Genomic DNA, 13,489 nt, shown 5'->3' with positions numbered 1-13,489 from the left:
GGCTCGATTCTACGATGGGTCGGCTTCGACCGGCCGGCGTCATCGCGTCGATTCTTCCGTTACAGCATGCTGCGTGGCCGCACCATCGTGCCGTCGACGAAGCGCTGCGCGCGAAACGCCGACAGGTCGAGCGACGGCGCGCCCGTGTCGATCCATTCGGCAAGCAGCCGCCCGACGATCGGCCCCATCGCGAAACCGTGGCCGCAGAACCCCGTCGCGATCGCGAGCCCGGACGGCGTGCCCGGCGCATCGATCACCGGAATGCCGTCGGGCAGCACGTCGATCAGGCCGGCCCACGCCTCGACGATCTGCGCGTCCTTCAGCGCGGGAAAGATCGCCTTGAGTTTCGCGAGCGCACGCGGCGCGTGCGCGCGATTCGGCTGCGGCTGCGGATCGCGCGGCTCGATTGGCCCGGTCGCACCATTGATGCGGGCGAGCGCATCGCGCCATGCGGCGCCGTTCACGTGCAGCCGGAATTTGTCGCGCTGCGACCAGAACGCCGGCCAGAACAGGCTCAACCCGCGCAGGTGGCCGAGCGTCAGGTCGACGTCGACCTGCATGTCGTCGGCCAGATTGATCGTGCCGTTCCTGCGCTGCCGGATGCCGAGGCCGTGCCCCCACACCGTCGACGCCGACACCGGCGGCACGACGTTGGTGCGCATGCAGGTGCCGCGTACGGCCTGCTGCGGCAGCCGGATGCCGACGCCGTCGAGAAGCCGGAAGCTGGTCGCGCCGGCCGCGCAGATCACGCGCCGCGTGCGGATCGTGCCGCGCTCGGTCACGACGCCGGCCACCGTGCCGCCGGCCGTCTCGATCGCGGTCACGCCGCAGCCTTCGAAGAAGCGCGCGCCGGCCTCGACGGCACGCGCGGCGAACGCGGCGGCCACCCGGCGCGGCTCGGCCTGCCCGTCGGTCGCCGTGTACAGCCCGCCGAGCGTGCGCGCGTTCGGCGCCAGGCCGCTCACGCGTTCGTCGATCTGCGCGCGCGTCAGCGTGCGCGTGTCGAGCCCGTGCTCGCGCGCGACGGCGAGCCACGCATTGAACGACGCCCAATCCGTTTCGTTGTCCGCAATATAGAGACAGCCGCCCTGCCGCCATTCGAGATCGAAACCGAGCGTTTCCTCTAACTGCTCCCAGATCCGCATGCCGGCCATCATCAGCGGCACCTCGGCCGCTTCGCGCCCCTGTTGTCGCACGAAGCCCCAGGCGCGGGTCGACTGCTGCCCGGCGATGCGCGACTTGTCGAGCACGACGGCCTTCAGGCCGCGCAGGCCCAGGTAATACGCGGCTGCGCAGCCCATGATGCCGGCGCCGGCAATCACGACGTCGGCTTCGTCCGGGAACGGCGTGTCGGCCGCGGTCAGCGCATCGTGCAATGGATAGGTGGTCGTCATTGTTTCCTGTCAGTCAAGAATGCTTCCGGATTCGGCCGGCGGTGGTAACGTCGTGACACACCTTTCACACAAACGCACCTTTCACTCCGCTGAATAACGACTATTTTGCGGTAAAGTTATCTTTTCCGCGCGTGGCCGGTCGGCTCGCCCCTGGACGTCATGAAGACTGTCCGTCGAGACTGCCGCAAGGCGTCGTTCTGAACGTCACGATCCGTTCCCGTAGCATGACCACTGAAGCAATCACCACGGATTCCCTCGCGGTTGCCGAGCGCGTGCGCGAGCTGATGACCCGCAACGGCATCGGCAAGCGCCAGCAGACCACCGAACTCTGCCGCATCCTCGACCTGAGTTTCTCGCAAGGCCATCGTAAGCTGCGCGGCAGCAGCCCCTGGACGCTCGCGCAGATCAAGAAAGTCGCCGAAGCGTACGGCGAACCCGCCGCCCAGCTGTTCGGCGCGCAAACGCTCGACCCCGGCATGGTCGGCGCCTATTCGCAGGAAGCCGTGCTCTATGCGGGCGTCGCCGAGATTCCGTGCACCGCATGGATCGGCGCGCCGCTCGAAGCCGGCGCGCGTCCCGAATTCGTCGCATATGAACAGAACGGTCGCTGGCGCGTGCTGCGCCACACCGGCGTGCTGTACCAGAACGCGTACGACGTGCACAAGATCGAGATCTATCCGCGCCGCGCGGAGAGCGACAAGCTCGTCGTCGCGGTGATCGACCCCGATCGCGTCAGCGCGACCGAGCTGTGCCGCTATCTCGAACGTCAGGGTTTCGCAACGGCCGCATTCGACGGTCTCGCACCGTTCGTCGACGCGCTGCAGGGTCAGGCGTTCGACGCGGTCCTGACCGAATGGCTGTTCGACGACGGCACCGCCGCCACCGCGATCAAGGCCGTGCGCACGTCCGACAATCCGGGTGCGCCGATCTTCGTGCTGACGGGCGACCTCCTCACCGGCCGCGCGAGCGAGGCCGACATCAGCGAAGTGATCCGCGCGTTCGACGTCGTCTGCTACGAAAAGCCCGCACGCATGGCGATCCTCAGCGCCGATCTCGCGAAACGGCTCGCCCGCGGGTAACGCAACCCGAGCAACGTCCCCGGCCGTTGCGCCTGCTGGCGGCCGACGTCCGCGCGGCACGGCGGCCGTGAACAGGTTTATCACCCGGCACCTCAGTACAATAGCCGCACCCGTTCACGCCCACGCCGGCATCCGCCGCCCGACGCCATGGCCCGCCTCATCCCCGACGACTGGAAAAGCCTCGCCGCGACCGGCGCGGCCGAACGCGAGCGCGAAACGCTCGCCGCGCTCGAACATGCACTGCCCGACAGCTACACCGTGTATCACGGCGTGCACTGGACCCGCGCCGACCAGGCTTTCTCGGTGTTCGGCGAGGCCGCGTTCGTCGTCGTGAGCCCGGCCGGCCGCGTGCTGCTGATCGAGCAGAAAGCCGGCTTCCTGCGCGAGACGCCGAAAGGGCTCGTGAAGGTCTATCTGCAGAAGGAGCGCAACGTCCCGATCCAGCTCGCGCGCACGCAGGAAACGCTGCACCGCCGCCTGACGGCCGCGCTCGGCGCGGGCGTCTACGGCGTCGAGGCGCTGCTGTACTGCCCCGACTACTCGATCCGCGACGCGTCGATCGCCGGCGTCGCGGCCGACCGCATCGTCGATGCGTCGCGCAAGGCGCAGCTCGCGCAGGTGATCCTGCGCATCCTGCCCGAAGACGACGAAGCGTTTCCGAACGCAGCGAAACTCCACCATTTCCTCGCGGACGAGCTCGCGCTCACGCCCGACACGAGCGCGCTCGTCGGCCAGGCCGGCACGCTCGTCACGCGGCTGTCGGGCGGACTCGCCGCATGGGCGCGCCAGCTCGAATTCGCGCCGTTCCGGCTGCGCGTGACCGGCACGGCCGGCTCGGGCAAGACGCAGCTCGCGGTGCAGGCGATGCGCGACGCGGTCGCGGCCGGCAAGCGCGTACTCTACGTGTGCTTCAACCGGCCGCTCGCCGACTACATTGCGCGCATCGCGCCGCCCGGCGCGAAGATCGCGAACTACCACCAGCTGTGCGACTGGGTCGCGCGCGACGGCGGCTATACGCCCGACTTCCAGGTGCCCGGCGAATTCGAGCGGCTCGAGACGCGCTTCGCCGAAACGCCGATCCCCGAACGCTGGCGCTTCGACGTGCTGGTCGTCGACGAAGGGCAGGATTTCCATGCGCCGTGGGCGGTGGCGCTGGAGCGCCTGCTGGCGGCCGACGGCGCATGGTGGTGGCTCGAAGATCCGCTGCAGAACCTGTACATGCGCGAGCCCGTCGCGCTGCCCGGCTGGGTCACGCTGAAGGCGCTGACGAATTACCGCAGCCCGCGCGACCTGCTCGAATTCGTGCGCGACATCGTCGGCCGGGTCGAGCCGCTCGCGGCCGAGCTGCGCTCGGGCAGCCCGTTCGACGGTTCGGATCCGTCGGTGTCGGCGTACGGGGAAGCCGGCGCGTCGGCAGACGCGCTGGCCGACGCCTGCATCGACGCGACCAAGCGCGCGATCACGCACGCGCTGTCGCTCGGCTTTCGCAAGCAGGACATCGCGGTGCTGTCGTATCGCGGCCGCGAAGGCTCGGTGCTCGCGCCGCTCGACCAGCTCGGCCCGCACCGGCTCAAGAGCTTCACCGGCAAGTACGACCTGTTCGGCAATCCGGAGTATCGCGAAGGCGACGTGCTGCTCGATTCGATCTACCGCTTCAAGGGCCAGTCGGCGCCGTGCGTGATCCTCACCGAAGTCGACTTCGACACGCTCGACGCGCGGGCCGCGCGCAAGCTCTTCGTCGGCGCGACGCGCGCGACGATGAAGCTGCTGATCGTCGCGTCGTCGCGCGCGGCGGCGCAGCTCGCCGCCGTCTGATGTAACGGGCGGGCGGCGGCCCGTCGGGCGAATCCCCGCCCCGCCGCCGCCCGCGGTCGATCAGGCGACCTGGAACGCGCCGACCGCGCGGCGCAGGCCGTCGGCCTGCTCTTCGAGCGACGCGGCCGCCGCCGCGGCCTGTTCGACGAGCGCCGCGTTCTGCTGCGACACCTGGTCCATCTGCGACACCGCGCGGTTCACCTGCTCGATCCCGTCGCGCTGCTCGTTCGACGCGGCCGCGATCTCCGTCATGATGCCCGTCACGCGGCCGATCGCCTGCTGGATGTCCTGCATCGTCGTGCCGGCCATGCCGACGAGCCGCGAGCCGTTCGCGACGCGCTCGACCGATTCGCCGATCAGCGTGCGGATTTCCTTCGCCGCCGACGCCGAGCGTTGCGCGAGCGTGCGCACCTCACCGGCGACCACCGCGAAGCCGCGACCCTGCTCGCCCGCGCGCGCGGCTTCGACCGCCGCATTCAGCGCGAGAATGTTGGTCTGGAATGCGATGCCCTCGATCGTGCCGATGATGTCGGCGACCTTCTGCGAGCTCTGGTCGATTTCGTTCATCGTGCCGATCACCTCGCCGACCACCGTCGCGCCGCGCGTCGCGATTTCGCTCGCGGTGTCCGCGCAGGCCTGCGCCTGCATCGCGTTGTCCGCGTTCTGCTTCACGGTCGCGGTGAGCTGCTCCATGCTCGCGGCCGTCTCCTGCAGCGCGGCAGCCTGCTCCTCGGTGCGCTGCGACAGGTCGGTGTTGCCGGCCGCGATCTGGTGCGTCGCCGTCGAAATCGCTTCGGAACCCTGACTGACCTGGCGCACGGTGTCCGCGAGGCTGCGCTGCATGCCGGTCACGCCCTTGACCAGCTCGGCCATCTCGTCGCGCGACGACCAGCGCACTTCCGACGTCAGGTCGCCTTCCGACAGGCGGCGGAAATGCGACAGCAGCCGGTTCACCGGCTGCGTGATCGCGTAATGCAGGCCGACCGCGCAGCCGAGGCATGCGGCGAGACCAAAGGCGATCCCCGCGATCGCGCCCGCGCGCATCCAGCCGTAGTAGGTCTGCGCGGTGTCGTACACCGCCTTGCCGCGCGCGACCTGGTACGCGTCGAGCGCATCGGTCGCCTGCGTGAGCGCAACCGACAGCGGCGGCGCGACCGACATCAGCAACCGGTCGGCCTCGTCGCGGCGGCCGGCGCGAACGGCGTCGATCATCGGCTTCAGCGCCTGCCCGATCAGCGCCTGACGCGCGGCGTCGAGGCGGCTCGCGAGCGGGCCTTCGTCGCCGTCGTGCGGCATCGATGCGTAGCCGCGCCATGCGGCGTCGGCCTTCGCGAGATAGTTTTCGGCCTTCTTGACGAGATCGGGCACTTCCGGCGCTTCCGGGTGCAGCATCGCGCGGTCGAGCGTCGTGCGCACGATCGTCAGATTCAGGCTGGCCGCCGACAGCGCGGTCTTCGCAGCCAGTTGCCGCGTATACGCCTCGTCGAGCGCGCGGTTCGAGCTCTGCATGCCGGCGAGGCCGATCAGCCCCGATACGACGAGCAGCGCGGCGACGAGGCCGAGCGTGGAGAAGATCCGCGTACGGATCGAGAAACGGGAAAACAGGGCGTTCAGGTTCATGACGGGACGTGAGCGGTAAAAAGTGTCGCGGCAATCGGCGCGCGGCACTCTGGATTACGGTTTGCCTGCAAAAAACTTGAGTCGGGCCCCGCTTTCCGCTGATCCCGGTCAATTTTTCGCGCAGGCAATCTTCTGTTACGGCTGCAACACATCGAGGCTGGGCAGAAATTGACCAGTCAACTATCCATGGCTATAGTTCGACACAATTCCCTGCCATGGCAGATATCTCGATGACCACCCACACCTTCCTCACTCCGCCGGCCGCCGACGCGGCCCGCCGCGACGCCCCGACCGGGCTGATCGTCGCCGCGCTGCTGCTCGTGATGCTGCTGTCCGCGCTCGACCAGACGATCGTGTCGACCGCGCTGCCGACGATCGTCGGCGAACTCGGCGGGCTCGACCAGCTGTCGTGGGTCGTCACCGCATACCTGCTGTCGTCCACCGTCGTGCTTCCGCTGTACGGCAAGCTCGGCGACCTCTACGGCCGCAAGATCGTGCTGCAGGCCGCGATCGTGCTGTTCCTCGCGGGTTCCGCGCTGTGCGGCGTCGCGCAGGACATGACGCAGCTGATCGTGCTGCGCGCGCTGCAGGGGCTCGGCGGCGGCGGCCTGATGGTCGTCACGATGGCCGCGATCGGCGATCTGGTGCCGCCCGATCGCCGCGCGCGCTACCAGGGGATGTTCGGCGGCGTGTACGGCCTCGCGACGATCGTCGGCCCGCTGCTCGGCGGCTTCCTGGTCGAGCACCTGTCGTGGCGCTGGATCTTCACGATCAACCTGCCGCTCGGCTTTCTCGCGCTCGCTGTGATCGGCGTCGCGTTCCGGCCGCACACCGCGCACGTGAAGCACCGGATCGACTACATGGGCGCCGCGTTCCTCGCCACGGCCCTCACCTGCGTGATCCTGTTCACGAGCGAAGGCGGCTCGCTGCTGCCGTGGACGTCGCCGCAGCTGTGGATGACGCTCGTGCTCGGCGTCGTCGCGATCGGCGGCTTCATCTACGAAGAGCGGCTCGCGGCCGAGCCGATCATGCCGCTCGAACTGTTCCGCCATCGCACCTTCGTGCTGGTGAGCCTGATCGGCTTCGTCGTCGGCATCGCGCTGTTCGGCTCGGTCACGTTCATTCCGCTCTACCTGCAGGTCGTGAAGGGCTCGACGCCGTCGCAGGCCGGGATGCAGCTGCTGCCGATGATGGGCGGGATGCTCGTGACGTCGGTCGTCAGCGGCCGGCTGATCTCGCGGCTCGGCTCGTACCGGATGTTCCCGATCCTCGGCACGCTGACCGGCGGCATCGCGATGGCGCTGCTGTCGACGCTGACGCTCGATACGCCGCTGCACACGATGTATGCATACATGGCGCTGCTCGGCATCGGGCTCGGCATGGTGATGCCCGTACTCACGCTCGCCGTGCAGAACACGGTCGAGTTCCGGCACATGGGCGTCGCGACGTCCGGCGCGACGCTGTTCCGCTCGATCGGCGGCTCGCTCGGCGTCGCGGCGTTCGGCGCGCTGTTCTCGCACGGGCTGGAGTCGCGGGTGACGGCGGCACTCCCGGCCGGCACGGCGCTGCCGCCCGCGCTCGGCCCGGCCGCCGTGCACCAGTTGCCGGATGCCGTGCGCGACGCGTACCTGCATGCGTTCGCCGGGTCGCTGCATGTCGTGTACCTCGCGGCGGCGACGATCATCGCGATCGCGTTCGTGCTCGCGTGGTTCGTCGAGGATGCGCCGCTGCGCAAGCACCACTGAGCCTCCTGCGGATCGCGATGCGAGCGTCGTGTCGCATCGCGACCCGGCGGGCCGCCGTCAAGGCACCAGTACGACCCCGCCCGTCGTCGCACGCGACTCCAGCAGCCGGTGCGCTTCGGCCGCCTGTTCGAGCGGCAACCGCGCGCCGATCTCCACATGCATCCCGCCCGCCAGCCGTTCGAGCGTCGCACGTGCAGCCTCCCGATATCCGTCGACGTCGCGCGCGATGAAGCCGAGCACGCTCGGCCGCGCCAGCGCGATCGACCGCGCCGGCCCAAGCTCGTCGAGATCGAACGTCTGCCGCGCGCCGATCGCGGCCACCTGCCCGATGCTCGCGACCATCCCGAACGGACGCACCGCGCCGAGCGTACGCGTGAGCACGTCGCCGCCGATTCCGTCGATCGCGTAATCGACCCCCGCCCCGCCGCCGAACGCGCGCGCCGCCGCGACGAAATCTTCCTCGCGATAATCGACGACCGCCTCCGCGCCATGCGTGCGCACGAGCGCGGCCTTCGCGGCCGACCCGACCGTGCCGATCACCCGCGCGCCGAGCGCACGCGCCCACTGCGTCGCCAGCAGCCCGACACCGCCGGCCGCCGCATGCACGAGCACCGTGTCGCCGGCGCCGACCTGCCGGACGCGGTGCAGCAACATGTAGACGGTGATCCCTTTCAGCAGCCCGGCGGCCGCCGCGGCGTCGCTCAGACCGTCGGGAATCGGCAGCACGCGCTCGGCCGGCATCGTGCGCAGGCTCGCGTAGCTGCCGGTCGGCATCCCCGCATACGCGACCCGTTGCCCGGGAACGAGCGCCGTCACGCCGGGCCCGACCGCGTCGATCACGCCGGCGGCCTCGACGCCGAGCGCGTCCGGCAGCGCCGGCAACGCGTGCGCACCCGTCCTGAAATAGATGTCGACGAAATTCACGCCGATCGCGGTCTGGCGAATCCGCACTTCGCCGGCGCCGGGCGCCGCGACGGGCGCATCGACGCGGCGCAGCACGCCGGCGTCGCCGTAGCGGTCGATACCGATCCGGATGGCGGTGGCAGTCTGGGTCATGACGTTCCTCTTGATCGAATGAAGTGACACGATCATCCCATCGTGCATAATCGATCGGAATTCCCGACAATCGCCCATCTACTGTGCAAAATTCGACCGATCTGGCATCCGCCGCCCTCTCCGCGCTCCCGATGAGCTGGGACGACGTCCGCTATTTCCTTGCGGTGATGCGCGGCGGCAGCCTGTCGGCCGCCGCGCGGGCGCTCCAGGTTCAGCATTCGACGGTCGCGCGGCGCATCGATGCGCTGGAGTCGGCGCTCGGCATCCGGCTGTTCGACCGGCTGCCGCGCGGCTGGCCGCCGACCGACGAAGGGCTCCACCTTGCCGAACACGCGGCGCGCATCGAAGCCGACGCGCATGCGTTCGCGCGCGCCGCCCAGGGCGCGGCGGCGCTCGACGGCGTGGTGCGCGTCTCGGCGTCGCCGGTATTCGCGAGCCATTTCCTCGCGCCGCGGCTCGCCCGCGCGCAGCGCGCGTGGCCGGCGCTGCGGATCGACCTCGCAGGCGAGATGCAAGCGGCGAACCTGTACGCGCGCGAAGCCGATCTCGCGGTGCGGCTGTCGCGGCCGACCGAGCCGGGCCTCGCCGCGCGCCGGCTCGGCACGATGCGCTTCGCGCTGTGCGCGGCGCCGGAATGGGCAGACGCGCCGCCCGACACCTGGGCGTTCGTCGGCTACGACGACGCGCTCGCGCAAACGCCGCAGCATCGGTGGCTCGCCCGCTTCGCGGCCGGGCGCCGTTTCGCGTTCGTCACCAACGACCTGGCCGCGCAGCATCGCGCGTGCGCGGCCGGCGCGGGCGTCGCGCTGCTGCCGCGGTTTCTCGTCGACGATCCGGCCGCGCATGCCGGTGCGCCGCTCGTCGAGCTGACGGCCGCGCCGCGTTGCGACATCGAGCGCGAGATCTGGCTCGTGGTCCACCCGGACGTGCGCCGGTCGCCGCGCGTGCAGCGCGTGGCCGACGCGATCGCCGACGCGGTTCACGCGGCCGACGGCCGGCTATAGGCGGCCGGCGCCGATTGCGGCTTTGCCACGCGCGCCGGCGGCCGGCATAGTAGCGGTTTGCGTTCCGAATCCGCCCGACCCGCCGCCATGACCACCGCCCCCGCCTGCGTCGTTCGCGACGCGACCGATGCCGACCTCGATGCGATCCACGCAATCTATGCGCACCACGTGCACCACAGCGTCGCGTCGTTCGAGGAAACCCCGCCCGACGTCGCCGAACTGCGCACGCGCCGCCGCGCGGTGCTGGACCACGGGCTGCCGTACCTCGTCGCCGAATGCGACGGCCGCGTGGCCGGCTACGCGTACGCGACGCCGTACCGCACGCGCAGCGCGTACCGCTTCACGATCGAGGATTCGATCTACATCGACGACACGCAGCGCGGGCGCGGGATCGGCCGCGCGCTGCTCGCCGCGCTGATCGAACGCTGCGAGGCCGGCCCGTGGCGGCAGATGATCGCGGTGATCGCCGACGGCGGCACCGGCGGCTCGACGTCGCTGCATCGCGCATTCGGCTTCGAGCCGGCCGGCCTGCTGAAGGCCGTCGGGTTCAAGCACGGCCGCTGGATCGACACGGCGCTGCTGCAGCGCCCGCTCGGCGACGCCGCGCGCACGGCCGCCGGCTCGCCCGCGCACACCCCGTCGCGCTAGAATGGCCGCATGGCAAAACAGACTCATTCCACCCCCGACGACGCGGCGCCCGACGCCCGCAACGAGTACACCGTCGACGAACTCGCGCGCGTGTCCGACACGACCGTGCGCAACGTCCGCGCGTACCAGGATCGCGGGTTGCTCGCGCCGCCGGAAAAACGCGGCCGAGTCGGTATCTACGACGACACGCACGTCGCGCGCCTGAAGCTGATCAACCATCTGCTCGCGCGCGGCTACACGCTGTCGAACATCCAGGATCTGATCAAGGCGATCGACGAAGGCCACGACCTGCGCTCGATCCTCGGCCTCGAAAACGCGATCGGCGGACGCTGGTCGCACGAACTGCCGAAAACCTACTCGCTCGCCGCGCTCGCGCAGATGTTCGGCCCGCAGGCGACCACCCAGCTGTCGCGCGTGACCGAACTCGGCCTGCTCGAACGGCGCGGGCTGTCGTTCGTCGCGAAGAGCCCCGCGCTGCTCGAAGCGGCCGCCGCGATGACGAAGGAAGGCATCCCGCCGCGCGAGCTGCTCGACGTGATCAGCCTCGCGCGGCCGCATTTCGATGCGATCGCGCGGCTGCTCGTCGATCTCGTCGTGAAGCGGCTCGACCGCTACGACGCCGGCACGCTGCCGCCCGCCACCGACGTGCCCGAGCTCGTCGACGCGATCTGGCGCCTGCGCCCGCTCGCGGCCGTGTTCGTCGAAGGCGAGACGAACCGCGCGCTGGAAACCGCGGCGAGCGCATATCTCGGCGGCCGCGTCGCGACGATCCTCGACAAGAAGCTCAGCGACGAGGCCGCGCGGCAGTCCGGCACGCCGGCACCGGAACACGACGGCGACGAAGCATAGGCGCGCGGCCGTCATATTGATATCGACAATGCTTCGTTTGCGGGTGTGATCGCCCATGCGACGATTCTTCCAACCGAGCGGCGCCGCCGCTCGCCCGAAGACGTTCTGCATGGAGTCCGTTCGATGATTCGTTTTACCCGCTGGATCGCCCGCAGCGCCGCCGTCACGGTCGTCGCGCTGTCCGCCGCGTCGGCCTTCGCGCAAGGCGGCGCCGACAAGGTCGTGCGCATCGGCTACCAGAAGGCCGGCCTGCTGTCGGTCGTCAAGGCACAAGGTTCGCTCGAAGCGCGGCTCAAGCCGCTCGGCTATGGCGTCCAGTGGTTCGAGTTCCCGGCCGGCCCGCAACTGCTCGAAGCACTGAACGCGAACAGCATCGACTTCGGCTATACGGGCGCGCCGCCGCCCGTGTTCGCGCAGGCGGCCGGCGTGCAGTTCGTCTATGTCGGCGCGGAACCGCCGGCGCCGCACAACGAAGCCGTGTTCGTGAAGGCCGATTCGCCGATCCGTTCGGTCACCGGCCTGCGCGGCAAGAAGATCGCACTGCAGAAGGGTTCGAGCGCGAACTACCTGCTGCTCGCAGCGCTGAAGAAGGCCGGCGTGCGCTACGACGAAATCCGCCCCGTCTACCTTCCGCCCGCTGATGCGCGCGCCGCATTCGAGAGCGGCAACGTCGACGCGTGGGTGGTGTGGGATCCGTACTACGCGGCCGCACAGAATGCGCTGAAGGTGCGCACGCTGTCCGATTACACGGGCCTCGCGGCCACCAACAACTTCTACGAAGCCACGCGGGACTTCGCGCAACAGCATCCCGATGTGGTCGGCGCGATCCTGAAGCAAGCGCGCGAGACGGGCCAGTGGGTCAACGCGCATCCGGCCGACACGGCCGCGCTGATCGCGCCGAAGGTCGGCCTGCCGCAACCGCTCGTCGAAACGTGGCTCAAGCGTGTGCCGTTCGGCGCGGTGCCGCTCGACGAAAAGATCGTCGCGGCCCAGCAGGGTGTCGCCGATGCGTTTCATGCGGCGAAGCTGATTCCGCAGAAGCTGAACGTGGCCGACAACGCGTGGGTCGATAAAAACGTGCAGAGCGCGCTCGCGGCGAAGTAGCGAAGTAGCGAATACGCCGCGCGCATCCCGCCCCAAAGGCCGACGGGCGCACGACTCGTCGGCCTTCGGGTTCGTGTCGAATCGTCGGGAAACGCGGGACGAACGGGCGGCGTTCGCGCCGGCGCGCGGGCCTCGCAGGGCCACATCGCGCCATCGGCAAAAGCGACCGCCGGGTAAAACAGTTACAAGTTAAACGTTGACGCCACCACTGCCCGGCGGTTAGTGTGTCACCCGAAGTTCAAGAAGTCCGATTGCTGTTCATCAATTGCTCGCTTCCCAGCGGTATTCGTTGTCCTCTCTCTCCTTGATGCTTCACGCGCCCGTTTACAGGGCAACTCTCTCATTTTTTTCTCAAGGATTCTTCATGGATACCGGTACCGTCAAGTGGTTCAACGACAGCAAAGGCTTCGGCTTCATCTCGCCCGACAACGGCGGCGACGACCTGTTCGCACACTTCTCCGAAATTCGCGCCGACGGCTTCAAGACGCTGGCTGAAAATCAGAAAGTGAGCTTCGAAACGAAGCAAGGCCCGAAGGGTCTGCAAGCGGCCAACATCAAGCCGCTGTAAAGTTTGAAGAACCCGGCCGCCCGTCACGGGCGCCGGGTTGCAGCGACATCCTCGCGGAGATTGGTCTCCCAAAGTTGGCGCGATCGCTCTTGGCTGCCTCGATTCATTCAGCAGCTTGCCGAGCGCCACACGTCTCGTTGCACTTCATTCCCCCTCTGGCTGCCAAGCCCTTTTTTCGCTTTACGACTGCGTCGGATTCAGCTCGCAATGGCTTTGAATCGACGGGCCGGTGCACATTCCGCACGGCACGCACGCACTCGAACATCATTAAAATTAAAATGCACAACCAACGATTTCAGCAATACAACGGCTATGCCGTTCAACCCTCGGCGCACCGTTTGCCCGACGGGAGTTTTTCATCCAACCTGCTGCTCGAACGCGCCGACAGCGCGCGCACCGAAGGCCGCTACCAGTTCTATTCGCTCGATTACTTCGCGAGCGAGGAACAGGCGCTGCAGCATTCGGTCCGCTGGGCACGCAACTGGGTCGATACCCGCGGTTGATGGCGACGCCCGGCCATCGGCGCGTGCGACGCGCCGGCGGCCTGCGCCCGCCTCTCCGCTTCACCCGGCCGCCACCTTCTCCGGCGGCCGCGCGTCGGCCGGGC

The 13,489-nt window shown here is 69.0% G+C and carries 12 protein-coding genes; 9 read left to right on the top strand and 3 right to left on the bottom strand.

Annotation, left to right across the window (positions count from 1 at the left end; genetic code table 11):
• Positions 1–59: 59 nt before the first annotated feature.
• The gene (locus HWX08_RS02650; protein WP_174920717.1) at positions 60–1,394 is read right to left on the bottom strand and encodes an NAD(P)/FAD-dependent oxidoreductase; all 1,335 of its coding nucleotides are present in this window, start codon (positions 1,392–1,394) and stop codon (positions 60–62) included.
• 224 nt (positions 1,395–1,618) lie between these two features.
• Between HWX08_RS02650 and HWX08_RS02645 the strand changes: the two genes are divergently transcribed.
• Together HWX08_RS02645 and HWX08_RS02640 are read left to right on the top strand one after the other, a co-directional pair.
• Complete coding sequence (locus HWX08_RS02645; protein ID WP_069260223.1) at positions 1,619–2,473, top strand: helix-turn-helix domain-containing protein; 855 nt, start codon at positions 1,619–1,621, stop codon at positions 2,471–2,473.
• A gap of 147 nt (positions 2,474–2,620) precedes the next feature.
• Positions 2,621–4,288 (top strand): ATP-binding domain-containing protein, encoded by a 1,668-nt coding sequence (locus HWX08_RS02640; RefSeq protein ID WP_069260224.1) that lies wholly within the window; start codon positions 2,621–2,623, stop codon positions 4,286–4,288.
• 60 nt (positions 4,289–4,348) lie between these two features.
• Here the strand turns inward: HWX08_RS02640 and HWX08_RS02635 are convergent, their stop codons facing one another.
• Positions 4,349–5,908, bottom strand: a complete 1,560-nt coding sequence (locus HWX08_RS02635; protein WP_069260225.1) for a methyl-accepting chemotaxis protein — start codon at positions 5,906–5,908, stop codon at positions 4,349–4,351.
• A gap of 230 nt (positions 5,909–6,138) precedes the next feature.
• Between HWX08_RS02635 and HWX08_RS02630 the strand changes: the two genes are divergently transcribed.
• Positions 6,139–7,653: an MDR family MFS transporter gene (locus tag HWX08_RS02630; RefSeq protein WP_174920716.1), complete on the top strand. Its 1,515-nt coding sequence runs from the start codon at positions 6,139–6,141 to the stop codon at positions 7,651–7,653.
• Positions 7,654–7,710: 57 nt separating this feature from the next.
• Here the strand turns inward: HWX08_RS02630 and HWX08_RS02625 are convergent, their stop codons facing one another.
• Positions 7,711–8,709: a quinone oxidoreductase family protein gene (locus tag HWX08_RS02625; RefSeq protein WP_174920715.1), complete on the bottom strand. Its 999-nt coding sequence runs from the start codon at positions 8,707–8,709 to the stop codon at positions 7,711–7,713.
• A 131-nt stretch (positions 8,710–8,840) separates the two neighbouring features.
• Here HWX08_RS02625 and HWX08_RS02620 point away from each other — a divergent pair, with 131 nt between their 5' ends.
• The 6 genes from HWX08_RS02620 to HWX08_RS02595 all read left to right on the top strand — a co-directional run bounded on the left by HWX08_RS02620 (position 8,841) and on the right by HWX08_RS02595 (position 13,385).
• Positions 8,841–9,713, top strand: coding sequence for a LysR family transcriptional regulator (locus HWX08_RS02620; protein ID WP_069260226.1), 873 nt, complete (start codon positions 8,841–8,843; stop codon positions 9,711–9,713).
• An 87-nt stretch (positions 9,714–9,800) separates the two neighbouring features.
• Entirely contained in the window at positions 9,801–10,361 is a 561-nt protein-coding gene (locus HWX08_RS02615; RefSeq protein WP_174920714.1) for a GNAT family N-acetyltransferase, read from the top strand.
• 9 nt (positions 10,362–10,370) lie between these two features.
• Positions 10,371–11,210 (top strand): MerR family transcriptional regulator, encoded by an 840-nt coding sequence (locus HWX08_RS02610; RefSeq protein ID WP_069260228.1) that lies wholly within the window; start codon positions 10,371–10,373, stop codon positions 11,208–11,210.
• A gap of 123 nt (positions 11,211–11,333) precedes the next feature.
• Entirely contained in the window at positions 11,334–12,314 is a 981-nt protein-coding gene (locus HWX08_RS02605) for a sulfonate ABC transporter substrate-binding protein (RefSeq protein ID WP_174920713.1), read from the top strand.
• Between the two features lie 364 nt (positions 12,315–12,678).
• Positions 12,679–12,882 (top strand): cold-shock protein, encoded by a 204-nt coding sequence (locus tag HWX08_RS02600; RefSeq protein WP_069260230.1) that lies wholly within the window; start codon positions 12,679–12,681, stop codon positions 12,880–12,882.
• Positions 12,883–13,160: 278 nt separating this feature from the next.
• Positions 13,161–13,385, top strand: a complete 225-nt coding sequence (locus HWX08_RS02595) for a hypothetical protein (RefSeq protein WP_069260231.1) — start codon at positions 13,161–13,163, stop codon at positions 13,383–13,385.
• Positions 13,386–13,489 lie beyond the last annotated feature (104 nt).

Origin of the sequence: Burkholderia metallica, assembly GCF_902832845.1 — a bacterium.
GTDB lineage: Bacteria > Pseudomonadota > Gammaproteobacteria > Burkholderiales > Burkholderiaceae > Burkholderia > Burkholderia metallica.
The sequence above is the reverse complement of the archived record's forward strand: the minus strand, read 5'-3'. Positions and strand labels throughout refer to the sequence as shown.